This is a genomic window from Amycolatopsis sp. NPDC059657, from assembly GCF_042734395.1.
Lineage (GTDB): Bacteria > Actinomycetota > Actinomycetes > Mycobacteriales > Pseudonocardiaceae > Amycolatopsis.
The window spans coordinates 60731-75860 of the sequence record NZ_JBHWEB010000023.1 but is presented as its reverse complement, the minus strand read 5'-3'; the positions used below and the strand labels follow the sequence as shown (position 1 = coordinate 75860).

Below are 15130 nucleotides of genomic sequence, written 5' to 3'. Positions count from 1 at the left end.
CGTGCAGGTGATACTGCTCGGCCCAGTGCGGCTGGAAGCGGACGACGGCACCCCGGTCGATATCGGCGGTGTGCGGTTGCGCATGCTACTGGCCAGGCTCGCGCTGGCCGCCGGTCGCCCGGTGACCAGCGAGGCGCTGGCGGACGGGCTATGGGGCGCTGACCTGCCGTCGGACACCGCGAACGCGTTGCAGTCACTGGTTTCCCGGCTGCGCAAGGTGGTCGGCACCGGTATCGAGTCGACCACGGGCGGTTACCGGCTCGACCTGCCGGCCGAGAAGGTCGACGTCCATCGCTTCGAGTCACTGGCGGCGCGCGGCAAGCGTGAACTCACCGCCGGGCGTGCCGCCGAGGCCGCCGCGGTGCTGACCGAGGCGCTCGCACTGTGGCGTGGCGAAGCCCTCGCCGATGTCGCCGACGCGCCGTTCGCGCGTGCGCCGATCACCAGGCTGACCGACCTCCGCGACACCGCGATCGAGGACCTCTTCGACGCGCGGCTCCAGCTCGGCGCGCACGCCGAGATACTCGCCGACCTCGAGACGGCCGCCGCGGCGCATCCGCTGCGCGAGCGGCTGGCCGGGCTGCGGATGCGCGCGCTGTCGTCGGCGGGCAGGCAGTCCGAAGCGCTGGCCGTGTTCGAGACGACGCGCGCCACGCTCGCGGACGAACTCGGTGTCGACCCGTCCGAGGAACTGCGGCGGACCCATCTCGCGGTGTTGCGTGGTGAGGTCACCGCGCCCGCGAAGGCGGCTGATCACCTGCCGGCCCGGCTGACCAGTTTCGTCGGCCGGGAGGACGAGCTCAAGCTGCTCACCGAGCTGCTCTCGGGCAGCAGGCTGGTGACACTCATCGGACCGGGCGGTGCGGGGAAGACCAGGCTGGCCACCGAAACCGTCGCCAAGCATCCGGCGAACGCGCGTGGCCGGGTGTGGTTCGCGCCGCTGGCCGGTGTCCGCGATCCGGCCGACGTCGCCGACGCCGTGCTCGCCGCGCTCGGGCTCTGGGAAATCCGCATGTCCTCGGACACGCCGAAGGCGCCGGTGGACCCGGCCAAGCGCATCATCGACGCGCTCAGCGGCGGCGATTGCGTGCTGGTGCTGGACAACTGTGAGCACCTGGTCGACGCCGCCGCCCGGTTCGCCGATCTGCTGCTCACCAAGGTGCCGAGGCTGCGGGTTCTGGCCACCAGCCGCGAGCCGCTGGCGATCGAGGGCGAGACGCTGTGCCCGGTGGGGCCGCTGGCGGTGCCCGGCGACCAGCTCACGGTCGCCGAAGCGACGGAACTGAGCGCGGTCCGCCTCTTCGTCGACCGCGCGCGCTCGGTCCGGCCTGGCTTCGAGCTCACCGAGTCCACTGTGGACTCCGTAGCCGAGATCTGCCGCAGGCTGGACGGAATGCCGCTGGCGCTCGAACTCGCCGCCGCACGGCTGCGCTCGATGACCGTCGGCCAGATCGCGCAGCGCCTCGACGACCGGTTCCGCCTGCTCACCTCCGGGAGCCGGGTGGCGCTGCCCCGGCAGCGCACACTGCGCGCGGTAGTCGAATGGAGCTGGGATCTGCTCGACGACGCCGAGCGCGTACTCGCGCGCAGGCTCAGCCTGTTCGGCGCCGGTGCGGGACTCGCGGCGATCGAAGCGGTCTGTGCGGGTGACGGCCTTTCCGTGCATGACTGCGTGTACGTGGTCGGCTCACTGGTCGAGAAATCCATTGTGGACGCTTATGTCGCCGAAAACGGTGATCCCCGTTACCGGATGCTGGAGACCATCAGGGCTTATGCGGGTGAGCGGCTCGCGGAAGCGGATGAGGTCGACGAGATCTGGTCACGGTTCACCGGCTATCACGCCCAACTGGCCACCGAGCTGGAGCCGAAGGTCAGGACGGCGGACCAGCTGTCCGCCATCGCCGTCTACGACGTCGAGCAGGACAACATCATGGCGGCACTGCGCCACGCCATCGACACGGCGGACGCGCCGCGCGCGTGCGACCTGTCCATCTCGATGTTCTGGTTCTGGATACTGCGCGGCCACAACGAGCGAGCACTGTCGACCATGACAGAGCTACTGCCCTTGCGTGACGGCATGCCACGCGACGCGGCCGCCTCGATCAGCGCCTTCCACGCGATGAACCTCAGCATTCCGATCGTGCCGGACGGCCTCGACGTGCGCGCGGTCATCGACGAGTGCGTCGACAGCGGCGCTTTTCCCAGGTTCCCCGGCTTGAGCATCGCGTTGCCGATGCTCGCGTTCTTCAGCCATGACCTCGACCTGGCGATGCGCGAGGTCAGGCGCTCGCTCGACAGCGACGACCCCTGGGCGCGGGCGGCAGGCAACTGGATGGAGAGCTTCATCCTCAACGACCTCGGCGACGTCGAGGGCGGCTATCGCGCGCAGACCAGGGCGCTGGAGCTCTTCCAGTCCATCGGCGACCGGTGGGGCACCGCGATGACTCTCGGCATGCGCGCCGAGACGCTGTCGCAGGCAGACGACGGCCCCGGCGCGATCAAGCTGTACGAGCAGGGCCTGGAATTGGCGCTGGAGCTCAATTCCGACGACGACATCATCCAGCAGCGCTGGCGGCTCGCACTGGAACGTGCCCGCGCCGGTGACCACGACGGCGCCTGGCAAGAGGTGCGCGACGCCGAGGCGGTCGCCGAGCGCAGCGGGAACCTGCAGCTGAACCTCATGGCTTCGTTCGGCAGGGCGGAGCTGCTGCTGATGACGCGTGACCTGGAGGCGGTGCGCGTGGAGATCGAGCGCTTCCGCACGAGCGGGTCGGTCCTGCCGTTCCCCGGCGAGATCGGCGAGGAGTGGCTGGCCGCGCTGGAAGCCCGGCTGGCGCTGCTCGAGGAGGACTGGGACACCGTCGCGGACCGGCTCAAGAAGGTCGCGCGGTCCACCGTCGACCGCCGTGACATGCCGGATCTCGCCCGCGGCGTCGAAGTGCTCGCGCAACTCCGGTTCGGGCAGTGCGACGCCGCCACGGCCGCGACCGCGCTCGGGGTGAGCGAGGTCATCCGCGGCCGCTTCGACTTCGGCAACCCGGAGCTGCGCGCACTGGTGCCCCGCCTCGAAGAAGAGCTCGGCGCACCCGAATACGCCGAGCTCTACCGCCTCGGCTCCGCACTGTCCAAACCGGACGCCACCGCCTGGGCCCTCCGCGAAATCGGCGCCTAATCCCTCGTTTTTATCCCAATGTGGCTTTCGTCAGGTTTCATCTGACCAATGCCACATTGGGGGTCTCGAACCTGACGAATGCCACATTGGGGGTTTTGCTAGACCCGCCTGCGGTAGGCCCACATCGCCAGCGGGAAGAACACCGCGACCAGGCCGGCCATCCAGCCGAACGCCCCGAGCAGCGGCCCGGCGAACTCGCCGCCGTTCATCAGCCCGCGACTGGCGTTCGCCATCAGGCTCACCGGGCTGATCTCGGCCCAGGCACGCAGCCAGCCGGGCATGGTGTCGGCGGGCGCGAACACGTCGCTGCCGAAGGTCAGCGGCATGAGGAACACGAACATCACGCCCTGCACCGCGCCGGGTGTCTTCATCAGCATGCCGACGAACACCGAGATCCAGCAGGTGCAGAGGCCGAACAGGAGCAGCAACGCGACCGTGATCACCAGGGACGCGAAGTCGGTCTGCAGGCGGTAACCCATGATCGTCGCGACGACCAGCAGCACGACCATGCACACCACATAGCGGACCAGGTCGGCCAATACCGCGCCGATCAGCGGCGCCGACCTGGCGATCGGCATGCTGCGGAACCGGTCGAACAGGCCCTTGCTGACGTCGGTGTTCAGCGAGACGCCGATGGTCATGCTGGCCTGCAGGATGTTCATGGCCATCACGCCGGGCACGACACGCTGCAGGTAGGCGCCGATGTCGCCGTTCGCGATCGCGCCGCCGAAGATGTAGACGAACATGACGAGGAAGGTGATCGGCATCAGCGTGACGTCGATCAGTTGTTCCGGGTTCTTGCGGATCTTGAGAACTCCGCGCCAGGCAAGGGAAATCCCGTCCTGGAGCACCCGGCCGGGGCTGAGGCGCAACGGCGCCGGTGCGGTCATCGTGGTCATACCAGGCTCTTTTCGGGTTCGGCCTCGGCGGGCTTCCCGGTCAGTGCCAGGAAGACCTCGTCGAGACTGGGCAGGCGCAGCGCGAGCTCGTCGGCGGTGATGCCGGCGTCGTCGAGCCGCCTGACCAAAGTGGACAGCAGAACGGGGTCGGCCACGGGCGCTGTCAGCAGCCCGGTGTCCTCACTGCGGGATGGCGCCACGCCGGTCAGCTCGGCGAGTATCCGGCCGACGGCGTCGAGGTCGGCGAGCGAGCTCGGCCGCACCTGCAAGGTCTGGCCGCCGACGCGGCGCTTGAGCTCGTCGGCGCGGCCGTCGGCGACGACGCGGCCGTGATCGAACACGGTGATGCTGTCGGCCAGCTGGTCGGCCTCTTCGAGGTACTGCGTGGTCAGCAGCACCGTCGAGCCGCCGGCGACCAGGCGCCGCACGACCGCCCACACCTCGTTGCGGGCGTGCGGGTCGAGCCCGGTCGTCGGCTCGTCGAGGAACAGCACGGCAGGCCGCCCGACCAGGCTCGCGGCCAGGTCGATCCGCCGCCGCATGCCCCCGGAGTAGGTCTTGACCGCGCGCGACGCCGCGCCGGTCAGCTCGAACTGCTCGAGCAAGTCGACCGCACGCGCCTTCGCGTCCCCACGCGAGAGCTGCAGCAACCGGCCGATGAGCACCAGGTTCTCGGTGCCTGACAGGTCTTCGTCGACCGAGGCGTACTGCCCGGTCAGCCCGATCATCTGCCGGACCCGCACGGGGTCCTTGACGACGTCGAAGCCGCCGACCGTGGCGTGCCCGGCGTCGGGCTTCAGCAGCGTGGCCAGAATCCGGACGGCCGTGGTCTTGCCTGCGCCGTTCGGCCCGAGCACCCCCACCACCTTGCCCTCCGGAACTTCGAGGTCGACCCCCGCCAGCGCCTTCGTGGCGCCGAATTCCTTTACCAGGCCTTCCGCCCGGATCGCATGAGACATCGTGTGTCCTCCCTTTCACCGGATCTCAGCTTCGGCGGCGGGCCTGGCAGCGGCCGCACAGCGGGCTGGCAGAAAATCGGCGGCGCTGACAGGGCCTGTCAGGCACGATGCGCGGATGGGGCTCGAAGATGACCCGTTCGAGTGGCGGGCGACGAAGAACGGCCAGGTCATGGTGGCCAGAGGCGGCCGGACGGTCACCGTGCTGCGAGGCAAGGCCGCGGCCGCGTTGCTCGGCAAGCTGACGAGTGCTTCCGAGGAGGCGGCTCAGCAGCTGCTGGCCCGCGCGACCGGGCACTACCGGCATGTCGGCAGGCCGAAGGGTTGAGTTGGGCAGATCTCGTGTAGGTCCTGTGTAGACCGGGCCTGACCGGCGAAAACTGGGCAGACTGGGTGCGTGCAGGTAGTTGAGAAACCCCGCGTCCGCGTGGTCGCGCTGTGGCTCGCGGTCGTCCCGTTCGCCATGCTCACCGGGCTGCGGCTACTCGGGATCGACGGCCCGAAGCAGACCATCGCCGCGATCGCGCTGACGCCCTACGCGACCGTCTGCGCGGTGCTGCTCGCGGCGCTTTGCCTGGTGCTGAGGGAGTGGCGGGTCGGCGCGGCCGCGGTGGTCGTGGTGCTGGCGTTGACCTCGATGGTGTTGCCACGCGCCTTCGCCAATGAGCAACCCGCTGTTTCCGGCCCGACTTTGCGGGTGATGGCGTCGAACCTGCTCGCCGGTGAAGCCGACCCGGCCGAGGTGGTCCGCCTGGTCCGCGTCCAGCACATCGACGTGCTGAACCTCGTCGAGCTGCCGACCTCGGCGGTCGCCCGCCTCGACCAAGCCGGGCTGGGGGAGATCCTGCCGTTCCGCGTGGTCCATCCCAGCCGCGGCGCCGCCGGTGGCGGGATCTTCTCGCGCTACCCGCTCACCGAGGTCCCGCTGACACGCAAGCAGCCGATGGCCTCACTGACCATCGACGGCCGGGCGGTCGAGATCGTCGCGGCCCATCCGGCGGCGCCGATGTGGGAGGCGGGCGTCTGGGCCACGGAGTTCGCCGACCTGCCGCCCGCGGGTCCCGGGCTGCGCATCATCGCGGGCGACCTGAACGCGACCCTGGACCACTTCAAGCTCCGCGACCTGCTCGCCACGGGCTACCACGACGCGGCCAACGAGGTCGGCTCCGGTTTCGACCCGACCTGGCCGTCAGCGAACTTCCCGCCCCCGGTGACGATCGACCACGTGCTGGCCGACCAGCGCATCGCGGTCCGCGCCTACCAGGTCTTCGACATGCCGGGGAGCGACCACCGTGCGGTCTACGCCGAGCTGGCCCTGCCCTGACCCGGGGAAAAAAATCCCAATGTGGCGTTCGTCAGCTCTGGAACCCCCAATGTGGCTTTCGTCAGCTCAGAGCTGACGAAAGCCGCATTGGGAGGCTGAAACCTGACCAATGCCGCATTGGGATTTTTTCCCCGGGTCAGGGCACGCTGAGCAGGGCATCGATGGCCGTCAGGGTTTCCAAGGCGCCCGAGGCGAGGGAGACGCCGCGGTCGTGCCGGATCCGGGGTTCGCGCGGGTTGACGCGGATCAGGGCGCCGCTGGCCGCGCTGGCGATTTCGGCGTAGCGGCGGACCGTCGGGACCGCCTGGCCTGCCCCGAGTTCGATGACCACCAGGTCGCGCTGGGAGCGGCGCCAAGCCGTCAGGCCGGACATTTGGGCGTCGGTGCGGGCGGACTCCCAGCTGTAGTCGTCGAACATCAGGATGTTCGGCCTGGCGAGTCCGCCACACGAAACGCACGACGGCAGCTCCGAGACCGCGCGCATGGTTTCGGGGTCAACGGAGACCGAGATCTCCGCCGGCCAGATCCCCGAGCCGCACTGGTCGACGCACTGCAGGTGATGGATCGAACCGTGAGCCTCGACCACGCGAGGGTAACCGGCGCGCTGGAACTGTCCGTCCACATTGGACGTGAAAGCCCAGACGCCGCCTGGCGTCGAAGCGCCCCACTCGAGCAGCAGCCGGAAGCCGTCGTGCGGCACCGTCTCGCGATACAACGCGAGACGGTGCCCGTAGAAGCCCCAAGCCAGCGCGGGGTCGTCCGCGAAGTGCCGCGGGTTCGCCAAAGTCACGAACTCGAGGCCCAGCCGGGCGTACGGCGGGTACGCCTGCCAAAAGCCTTCGTCGCCGCGGAAATCCGGTAGGCCGGAGTCGACGCCCATGCCGGCGCCCGCGCATACCAAGAGCGCGCCAGCCGAAGAGATCAGCTTGGCCGCGCGTTCGAGATCGGTCACCGAAGATCAGTCAGCGAGCGGGACGACCTCGAACTCCAGCAGGTTCGCGCCGCTGGCCACCGGCTTGGCGCGTTCGCCCGCGTGTGCCTCGACCGCGGGGCCGTTGCGCCACGCCTGGAAGTGCTCTTCGGTCTCCCACTTCGTGTAGACGAAGTACCGGTTCTCGCCCGCGACCGGGCGCAGCAACTCGAAACCGAGGAAACCGGGCTGTGAGTCGACCGCGTGCTTGCGTGCCGCGAACCGCTTCTCCAGCTCGGGGCCCGCGCCTTCGGGAACTTCGATCGCGTTGATCTTCACTACTGCCATGGCCTCCACCCTACTGGCCAACCCGCGTGACCCGTGCCACTCTCGAACCATGGGGGACGACCACGAATTCGCGATGGACCTGCACCGCATCATCAAGTCGACGGCCGACGCGGTGGCGGGCGCCGGTTCGTCGAACGAGCTGGTGGAGAAGGTCACCACGCATCTCGGCATCCCGCTTTCCCAGGTCGTGCTCGTCGGCCGCGACGGGCCGCAGTGGGAGCACGCGTCCGTCCAGGCCGGTGTCGACGCTTACCTCGAGAAGCACGGCGCGGGCGAGTGGTTCGGCATCGTCGGCGGGCAGCGCGTCCACGAAGAGCTGATCAGCATGCTGGTGCAAGCGCGGCGCAGCGGCACGTTCGAGCTGGGCGCGGTCGACTACGCCACCGTCGCGACCGGGCCGGATGACGCCACCGAGGTGATCCAGCTCGGCCTGGTGCCCGCGACCGCGGCCGGCGGCACGCCGGTGATCATCGGGATTCGCGGCGCGAACGCCATGTTCGGCCAGGAGGTCTGCCGTCTCGAAGTGCTCGCGGGCGCGCGCGAGGTCGCGGCAGCCGTGCGCGAGGAGATCGAGCGGCTGATGGGCACGCACAACGTGCTGCGCGGCCAGGTGCTCTCGTTCGGCACCAACGAACATCGCGGCAACGAGCTGTTGAGCTTCATGCCGCGGCCTCAGCTTTCCGACGACGAGGTGATCCTCCCCGAAGGCGTGCTCGAAGCGATCGAGCGGCACACGGTCGGCATCGACGCGCACGGCGAACGGCTGCTCGCCGCCGGGCAGCACCTCAAGCGCGGCCTGCTGCTGCACGGTCCCGCGGGCACCGGCAAGACCCACACGGTCCGCTACCTGCTGGGACGCCTGCCCGAGAGCACGGTCATCGTGCTGACCGGAATGGCCATGCGCTGGATCGCGAAGGCGGCGGAGCTGGCGAGACGGCTCCAGCCGAGCGTCGTGGTGCTGGAGGACGTCGACCTCATCGCGCAGGAGCGCAGCTACGGGCCCGTCGGCGCCAACCCGTTGCTGTTCATGCTGCTCGACGCGATGGACGGCATCGGGCGCGACGCGAACGTCACCTTCGTGCTCACCACCAACCGCGCCGATGAGCTGGAGCGCGCGCTGACGGACCGTCCCGGCCGGGTCGACCTCGCCGTCGAGATCCCGAAGCCGGACGCCGACGGCAGGCTGCGGCTGCTCGAGCTCTATGGCCGCGGCATCGAGCTGACCGCGGATCTCGCGCCGATCGTCGAGTCGACCGAAGGCGTGACGGCCTCGTACATCAAGGAGTTGCTGCGCCGCGCCGTGCTGAAGGCGATCGCCGCCGACCCCGGCGGCGACGCGGTGACCGTCGACAGCGAGACGCTGACCGCGGCGCTGGCCGAGATGCAGGGCGACCACAACGCGCTGACTAGGGCTTTGCTGGGTGCCGGCGAGGCTCAGCCGCGCAGTTTCCCCGGGTAGAGGTCGGCGTCGGCAGGCACCTTGTCGGAGTGGAACCAGGTGTCGAAGAAGGCGTTGAGCTTCTCGCCAGCCAGATTGCTGGTGAACAGCTCGAAGTCGCTCCAGGACGCGTTGCCGTTCTTGAACTGCTGCGGCCAGCCGGTCAGCAGCCGGTTGAAGACGTCTTCGCCGAGCTTCCGCCGCAACGCGTGCATGGCGAGGATGCCCTTGTCGTAGACGCCTTCGAACTCGTGGCCCGCCGCCGCGCCGGTCAGCCGGTGCGACCAGAACTCCGGGCTCTTACCGGTGATCTCCAGCGCCGCGCGGTAGCGGGCGTCGAGGTTGTCGCCGCTCTTTTCCTGCCACAGCCACTGCGCGTACGAGGCGAAGCATTCGTTGAGGCAGACGTCGGACCAGGACCGCACCGAGACCGTGTCGCCGAACCACTGGTGGGCGTTCTCGTGCACGATCGTGCCGAGATCGGCCCATTTCGCGTACGTCGGGCGGGTCTGGGTCTCCAGCGAGAAGCGGATGTCCTCGTTCACGAAGATGCCGCCGGCCGCGCTCTGCGGATACGGGCCGAACTTGCTCTTGAGGAAGTCCAGCACCTCGGGCAGCTTGTTCTCGATGTCGCGCTTGGCCTCGGTGCCCGGCGCGTACGCGTTGAGGATCGGGGTGCCGTCCGGCAGCGTCGCGCGGTCGACGGTGAACTTGTCGATCGCGACCGTGGTCAGGTAGCTCGCGATCGGGTTCTGCTCGGTCCACGTGGTGGTCGACCAGCCGCCTTCCGACTTCGGCGGCGTCTCGCGGCCGTTGGAGATCACGGTCCAGCCGTCCGGGACGCGCGCGGTGAGGCGGAAGGTCGCCTTGTCGAGCGGGGTCTCGTTGACGGGGTACCAGAACGCGGCCGAATGCGGCTCGCCGACGACGTAGGCGCCGCCGGACGTCGACTTGAGCCAGCCGCCGTCGCCGAGCTCGGCAGTCGCGGCCTGCGTCGGCTTGCCCGAGTAGATGATCCTGGTCCGGTAGACCGTGCCGGAGCGGATCGGCTCGGCAGGCGTGATCGCGAGTTCGAAGTCACCTTCGCGGGCGAACTGCGCCGGCTTGTCGTCGATCTGGACCGAAGCGACCTCCAGGCCGCGCAGGTCGAGGTTGAACCGGCTGAGGTCCTGGGTGGCGCGCGCGGTGACCGTGGTGTCGCCGTCGAGGTGACTCGTCGCCGGGTCGAACCCGATGCCGACCTGGTAGTCGAGCGCGTCGTAGCCGCCGTTGCCGTCGTTCGGGTACGCCTCGTCGCCGGCGCCGGGCGCACCCGGCTTCGGGTCCATCGGCGCTGGTGGCGGCTTCGCGAGCACGGGCGGGGCTTGGGTGTCGGCACTGCAGCCGATAATCGTGACGGCGATCAGCGCGAGCATGATCGTCGGGGTTCGGCGGCGGCGCATGAAAGCGAGTCTAGGTGATCCAGCGCGACGGTTTGATTACGTTCGGCGGTCAAGGACGGCCGATCGTCCTGCTGCACGGGCTGATGGGGCGGGCCCGTACCTGGTCACGGGTGGCGCGCTGGCTCGAACCATATGGTCAGGTTCTCGGACTCGACGCGGCCGGTCACGGGCGTGGTTCGCGCAGCGGACCGTGGGAGACCGAGCGGTTCGCGGACGACGTCGCGGCGCTCGTGCGTTCGCTCGACGCGGGCCCGGCCGTGGTGATCGGGCACTCGATGGGCGGGCTGCACGCGTGGGCGTTCGCGGCGAAGTACCCGTCGCTGGCGCTGGCCGTGGTGAGCGAGGACTTCGCGCCGGATCAGCGCGGACGGACGGTCGACCCGTGGAAGGCGCACTTCGAGTCCTGGCCGGTGCCGTTCGGCTCGCTCGACGAGGTGCGCGCGTTCTTCGGCTCGCTGGGCGACTACTTCGCCGACTGCTTCGAGGAGCGCGCCGACGGCTATCACCTGATCGCGGAACTGCCGACGCTGTACGAGATCGCGGCCGAGTGGGGCCGCCGCGACTACTGGTCCATTGTGGACTCGATCAAGTGCCCGCTGCTGGTCATCGAGGGTGAGCACACGTTGATGCCGCCGGGTCAGCAGGCCGGGGTCGCCGCGCGTGCCGCCGACGGGCGGCACCTGGTGGTCGCCGGCGCCGGTCACGTCGTCCACGAAGACGCCCCGTGGGAGTACCGGGGCGCCGTCGAGGCCTTCCTCAGCGAGGTCCTAGCTCGTTGAGGCCAGCTGTGCCTTGAGACCGTGTGGATCATTCGTGAGCAGTGGCCACAAATCGGCGCCGAGGAAGCCGGATTCGTCGGCGTTCGCGCTCGCGTAGCAGGTCGCGGACGGCACACCGCGCGAGTCGGCGAACGACCGCGCGGCATCCTTTGTGGACGGACCGAACACGCCGTCCGTCGGGACCTTGAAGCCCTTGTCTCGCAGAAGCCGTTGTGCGATAAGGACTCGCTGCCCGGTGGCACCTGGCTTGAGCAGAGGCCACTCGGTGACGACTGTTCGCCTGGCCGCGTAGCCGAGCAGTCGCGAGACCTCGTCGCGCAGCTCCGGCAGCCGGTCGTAGAGCACCTGGCCTGGGCATTCGGTCGAGTTGAAGTCGCGGTGGCCCTTGATGAACTCGGGGTCGACCACGTACTGCTGCGCCATGTACGCGACGAGCTGCACCAGGGAGTTCCAGAGCGCGCCCGGCACGTCTTCGGTGCTGTAGAGGCCCTCGTTCTCGATGCCGACGCACTCGCTGTTGTGGTTGCCGACGTTCGCGCCCTGCACGTGTTTCGTGCCGCCGCGCAGTACTTCGAGGCTGCGGTGGCGGCCTTCCATCACGTAGCCGCCTCGGCTGTTCGTGAACTGCTGGCCGGTGTCGATCCAGCCGCGGGTGTCCATGTGGAAGTTCTGGATCGCCCGCGCCGCCCAGAAAGCGTGCGCCTTCGAGTAATCGTCGACGTTGCCGGGTTCGACGGTGTGGTGGACGACGATGTAGGTCGGCCGGTGGTTTTCCACCGTGATCGGTGCGGACGCGGGTCGCGCGGCCCATTCGGTGCAGCTGTAGATGCGGGGCGACGGGATCGCGTGCGCGACTCCCGTGCCAAGGATGCCGGACGCGCCGACGGCCGTGGCGGCCAATCCGCTTTTGAGCAGGGTGCGGCGATCAACCATGTCGAACTCCCTCGCCGGGATGCAGGTGCGAGGAAGGTAACCCCGGTCACAGCTATTCGACAACTACCAACAGACTTTTGGCCTAACGCGTTAGTGTTCGCCGGGCAGCGCGAACAGTCCGTCACGGGTCTGTTCGAGCAGCCCGTCGACCAAAAGCGAGTCGAGGCAGCGGGACCGTTGCCCGGCATCGTGCCAAACCAGGTCGAGTTTCGCCTGTTCAACCGGGCCGTCGGTGCCGCGCAGCACGTCGAGCAGCAGTCCGCGCACCTGACGATCGGTCCCGGCGAACTTCTGCACGGCCTTCGCCGGGCCCGCGTACGCCGGGCGCCCCGCTTTTTGCCACGCGCAATCCGCGTACAACGGACAATCGGCGCATCGCTGCGATTTCGCCGTGCAGATCAGCGCGCCGAGTTCCATGAGCGCGGCGGAGAACTTCGCCGCTTCGGCATCTTGGGCGGGCAACAGCACTTCGACGTCCGCCATGTCACGCGTGTTGGACGGCGGCCCGGCGTCCCCGGCGCCGTGCACGGCCCTGGCCACAACCCGGCGGACGTTGGTGTCGACGACCGGAGCCCGCTTGCCATAGGCGAAAGCCACGATCGCGCGAGCGGTGTAGGCGCCGATCCCCGGCAGCGCGAGCAGAGTGTCCACATCGGACGGAACAACGTCGCCGTGCTTCTCGGCGATCTCGGCCGCGGCGGCGTGCAGCCTGAGCGCGCGCCTCGGGTACCCGAGCTTGCCCCAAGCGCGGACCACCTCGCCCTGGCTCTCGGCGGCGAGCGCCGAGGGGGTGGGCCAGCGCTTCAGCCACTCTTCCCAGATCGGCTGAACCCGCGCGACCGGCGTCTGCTGCAACATGATTTCGCTGACCAGCACGCCCCAGCCGGTGCACTCCGGCTCACGCCACGGCAGATCCCGCCCATGCTCGTCGAACCAGTCGATCAAAACCTCTGCGCGCACCGCCGAGACTCTACTCATTTGCCCCAATGTGGCATTGGTCAGGTTTCGAACCCCCAATGTGGCTTTCGTCAGGTTAGAGCTGACGAAAGCCACATTGGGAGGCTGAAACCTGACGAAAGCCACATTGGGATTTTTTTCCCAGGCCCCGGGGTCAGGCGCAGCGGTGGCAGTCGGCGTTGTCGGCGTCCGGGTCGACCTCGGTCAGCTTGCCCGTGAAGACGTCGTAGACGAAGCCGCGCACGTTGTCGGTGTGCGGGAGGAAGTCGCTGCGGCGGACGCGCTGCATGGAGCGGCGGACGCTGTCGTCGACCTCGCGGAAGGCTTCGATCGACCAGGTCGGCCGGACGCCGCCCGCCGCTTCGAGTTCGTCCTTGAACGAGTCCTCGGTGACGAGCGAGAGGCCGCAGTTCGTGTGCTGGACGATCAGCACTTCGCGCGTGCCCAGTTTGCGCTGCGACAGTGCGAGCGAACGGATCATGTCGTCGGTGACCACGCCGCCGGCGTTGCGGAGGACGTGTGACTCACCTTGGAGCAGACCGAACATCTCGAACACCCTGATCCGCGCGTCCATGCACGTCAGGATCGCGACGTGGAGTGAGGGCTGCGGGGACGAACGGTCACCCTTGCGGTCATCACCCAGGTCGTCGTGTCGCTTGAGCAATACGTCGATGGAGGTCATCAGGTCCCACCCTTCGGCGTTCTCGGCTGTTCACCTATTGGACCCGGTGAACAGCCTCGCGGGCAACGCCGTTAGGGGTTCAGTTGACCAACATCACGGGCCGAACCAGCGCTCCTCGGCGGTCCTAGGGGGTCCTGACGTCCGGCCGACGCGCAGTTCGGTCGGCAGGGTGATGATCTTGGGTGTCACCCGTTCGGAGGCCCCGAGCAGCAGTTTTCCGGCCGCCTTGCCCTTCTCGAGCACCGGCTGGTGGACCGTGGTGAGGCCGATCCGCTCGGCTTCGGCGATGCCGTCGAAGCCAGTGACGGTCAAATCACCCGGAACGTGCAGCCCGCGCCGCTCGGCTTCGGCCAGTGCGCCGAGCGCGAGGATGTCCGAGGTGCAGATCAGCGCGGTGACCTGGGGATTGGCGTCGAGCAGTTGCCTGGCGGCCGACGCGCCCTCGTCGACGGTGTGGTCGAAGCGCTCGACCACGGGCACGTTGGCCCAGTCGACGCCCGCCAGCGAGAACGCGGCGGCCAGCGCCTCCAGGCGCAGCCGCTGGACGTGGAAGTGCGCGTTGCTCTGGCGTTCCAGCGTGACGAAGCCGTCGTTGCGCTCGCGGGCGAGCCGCATGCAGAGCACGCCGATCTGGCGGTGGCCCAGTTCGACGAGGTGATTGGCGATGTTGGCGACCGCGGCGGCGTCGTCGGGGCCGACGCGGTCGACACCCTCGATGCGCGGCTGGTCGATGATCACCGTCGGCACCGGGCGTTGCAGCACGGCTGCCAGGTGCGGATCGTCGTCTGGCACCGAATAGACGACGAACCCGTCGACGCCCGCGCGATGCACGGCCGCGACGTCCTCGTGGCCCGCGGGGCTGGCGGGCACGAGGTGCAGGCCGACGCCGGCATCCTCGCAGGCCAGCGCCAGTCCCTCGAGCACGCCGACGGCGGCCGGGTCGCGGAACGCGTAGGACAGGTTCTCGGTGAGCAGCAGCCCGACGGCTCCCGCCTTGCGGGTACGCAGTGATCTGGCGACCGGGTCCGGGCCTGGATAGCCGAGGCGGCGCGCTGTCTCCAGCACGCGCCTGCGCAGCTCGGGTGAGAGCTGATCAGGCCGGTTGTAGGCGTTGGACACGGTGGTTCTGGACACGCCGAGTTCGGCGGCCAGCGACGCCAGTGTCGCCTGCCTCCTGGTGCGGATAGGACGGCCCATCCGGAAACCGTAACGGTTCAGAAGGTATTCGGTGAAGAGACACGACACGTGTGCGATGTCTCGATTAGGTCGTGACCGTCAGTGCCACGGGTC

14 protein-coding genes are annotated in these 15130 nt (G+C 68.9%); 5 read left to right on the top strand and 9 right to left on the bottom strand.

Going from position 1 to position 15130, the window contains the following annotated elements; genetic code table 11:
- Position 1: 1 nt before the first annotated feature.
- Positions 2-3172: an ATP-binding protein gene (locus ACFV15_RS15465; RefSeq protein ID WP_378351094.1), complete on the top strand. Its 3171-nt coding sequence runs from the start codon at positions 2-4 to the stop codon at positions 3170-3172.
- A gap of 98 nt (positions 3173-3270) precedes the next feature.
- Here the strand turns inward: ACFV15_RS15465 and ACFV15_RS15460 are convergent, their stop codons facing one another.
- Together ACFV15_RS15460 and ACFV15_RS15455 are read right to left on the bottom strand one after the other, a co-directional pair.
- Complete coding sequence (locus ACFV15_RS15460) at positions 3271-4071, bottom strand: ABC transporter permease (RefSeq protein WP_378351093.1); 801 nt, start codon at positions 4069-4071, stop codon at positions 3271-3273.
- Positions 4068-5030 carry an ATP-binding cassette domain-containing protein gene (locus ACFV15_RS15455; RefSeq protein ID WP_378351092.1) on the bottom strand — a complete coding sequence of 321 codons (963 nt, stop codon included), beginning with the start codon at positions 5028-5030 and terminating at the stop codon, positions 4068-4070. Before ACFV15_RS15455 ends, ACFV15_RS15460 begins: the two co-directional genes overlap by 4 nt.
- 115 nt (positions 5031-5145) lie before the next feature.
- On the opposite strand from ACFV15_RS15455, the gene ACFV15_RS15450 reads away from it, so the two are divergent.
- Both ACFV15_RS15450 and ACFV15_RS15445 read left to right on the top strand, forming a co-directional pair.
- Complete coding sequence (locus ACFV15_RS15450) at positions 5146-5355, top strand: hypothetical protein (protein WP_378351091.1); 210 nt, start codon at positions 5146-5148, stop codon at positions 5353-5355.
- A 69-nt stretch (positions 5356-5424) separates the two neighbouring features.
- Entirely contained in the window at positions 5425-6351 is a 927-nt protein-coding gene (locus tag ACFV15_RS15445) for an endonuclease/exonuclease/phosphatase family protein (protein WP_378351090.1), read from the top strand.
- A gap of 136 nt (positions 6352-6487) precedes the next feature.
- On the opposite strand, the gene ACFV15_RS15440 is transcribed toward ACFV15_RS15445, so the two are convergent.
- Both ACFV15_RS15440 and ACFV15_RS15435 read right to left on the bottom strand, forming a co-directional pair.
- Entirely contained in the window at positions 6488-7303 is an 816-nt protein-coding gene (locus ACFV15_RS15440; protein ID WP_378351089.1) for an NAD-dependent deacetylase, read from the bottom strand.
- 6 nt (positions 7304-7309) lie between these two features.
- The gene (locus tag ACFV15_RS15435) at positions 7310-7609 is read right to left on the bottom strand and encodes an antibiotic biosynthesis monooxygenase family protein (RefSeq protein WP_378351088.1); all 300 of its coding nucleotides are present in this window, start codon (positions 7607-7609) and stop codon (positions 7310-7312) included.
- Between the two features lie 49 nt (positions 7610-7658).
- On the opposite strand from ACFV15_RS15435, the gene ACFV15_RS15430 reads away from it, so the two are divergent.
- Positions 7659-9068: an AAA family ATPase gene (locus ACFV15_RS15430; protein ID WP_378351087.1), complete on the top strand. Its 1410-nt coding sequence runs from the start codon at positions 7659-7661 to the stop codon at positions 9066-9068.
- Here ACFV15_RS15430 and ACFV15_RS15425 read toward each other — a convergent pair.
- Positions 9044-10489 (bottom strand): M1 family metallopeptidase, encoded by a 1446-nt coding sequence (locus ACFV15_RS15425; protein ID WP_378351086.1) that lies wholly within the window; start codon positions 10487-10489, stop codon positions 9044-9046. The two genes, ACFV15_RS15430 and ACFV15_RS15425, sit on opposite strands and share 25 nt — an antisense overlap.
- Positions 10490-10521: 32 nt before the next feature.
- Between ACFV15_RS15425 and ACFV15_RS15420 the strand changes: the two genes are divergently transcribed.
- Entirely contained in the window at positions 10522-11268 is a 747-nt protein-coding gene (locus tag ACFV15_RS15420) for an alpha/beta fold hydrolase (RefSeq protein ID WP_378351127.1), read from the top strand.
- Here the strand turns inward: ACFV15_RS15420 and ACFV15_RS15415 are convergent.
- From ACFV15_RS15415 to ACFV15_RS15400, 4 genes are all read right to left on the bottom strand, one after another.
- On the bottom strand, positions 11257-12201 hold the full coding sequence (locus ACFV15_RS15415; RefSeq protein ID WP_378351085.1) for an N-acetylmuramoyl-L-alanine amidase: 945 nt from the start codon (positions 12199-12201) through the stop codon (positions 11257-11259). The genes ACFV15_RS15420 and ACFV15_RS15415 overlap by 12 nt on opposite strands.
- Positions 12202-12291: 90 nt before the next feature.
- Positions 12292-13179 carry an A/G-specific adenine glycosylase gene (locus ACFV15_RS15410; protein ID WP_378351084.1) on the bottom strand — a complete coding sequence of 296 codons (888 nt, stop codon included), beginning with the start codon at positions 13177-13179 and terminating at the stop codon, positions 12292-12294.
- A 133-nt stretch (positions 13180-13312) separates the two neighbouring features.
- On the bottom strand, positions 13313-13840 hold the full coding sequence (locus tag ACFV15_RS15405; RefSeq protein ID WP_378351083.1) for a beta-class carbonic anhydrase: 528 nt from the start codon (positions 13838-13840) through the stop codon (positions 13313-13315).
- Between the two features lie 93 nt (positions 13841-13933).
- Positions 13934-15037, bottom strand: a complete 1104-nt coding sequence (locus ACFV15_RS15400) for a LacI family DNA-binding transcriptional regulator (RefSeq protein ID WP_378351082.1) — start codon at positions 15035-15037, stop codon at positions 13934-13936.
- Positions 15038-15130: the final 93 nt, after the last annotated feature.

Bases quoted from the DNA above. Each gene is read 5' to 3' on its own strand.
- ACFV15_RS15430 (WP_378351087.1), top strand. From the start codon at position 7,659: ATGGGGGACGACCACGAATTCGCGATGGACCTGCACCGCATCATCAAG.
- ACFV15_RS15455 (WP_378351092.1), bottom strand. From the start codon at position 5,030: ATGTCTCATGCGATCCGGGCGGAAGGCCTGGTAAAGGAATTCGGCGCC.
- ACFV15_RS15450 (WP_378351091.1), top strand. From the start codon at position 5,146: ATGGGGCTCGAAGATGACCCGTTCGAGTGGCGGGCGACGAAGAACGGC.
- ACFV15_RS15415 (WP_378351085.1), bottom strand. From the start codon at position 12,201: ATGGTTGATCGCCGCACCCTGCTCAAAAGCGGATTGGCCGCCACGGCC.
- ACFV15_RS15425 (WP_378351086.1), bottom strand. From the start codon at position 10,489: ATGCGCCGCCGCCGAACCCCGACGATCATGCTCGCGCTGATCGCCGTC.
- ACFV15_RS15410 (WP_378351084.1), bottom strand. From the start codon at position 13,179: ATGAGTAGAGTCTCGGCGGTGCGCGCAGAGGTTTTGATCGACTGGTTC.
- ACFV15_RS15435 (WP_378351088.1), bottom strand. From the start codon at position 7,609: ATGGCAGTAGTGAAGATCAACGCGATCGAAGTTCCCGAAGGCGCGGGC.
- ACFV15_RS15400 (WP_378351082.1), bottom strand. From the start codon at position 15,037: ATGGGCCGTCCTATCCGCACCAGGAGGCAGGCGACACTGGCGTCGCTG.
- ACFV15_RS15405 (WP_378351083.1), bottom strand. From the start codon at position 13,840: ATGACCTCCATCGACGTATTGCTCAAGCGACACGACGACCTGGGTGAT.
- ACFV15_RS15460 (WP_378351093.1), bottom strand. From the start codon at position 4,071: ATGACCACGATGACCGCACCGGCGCCGTTGCGCCTCAGCCCCGGCCGG.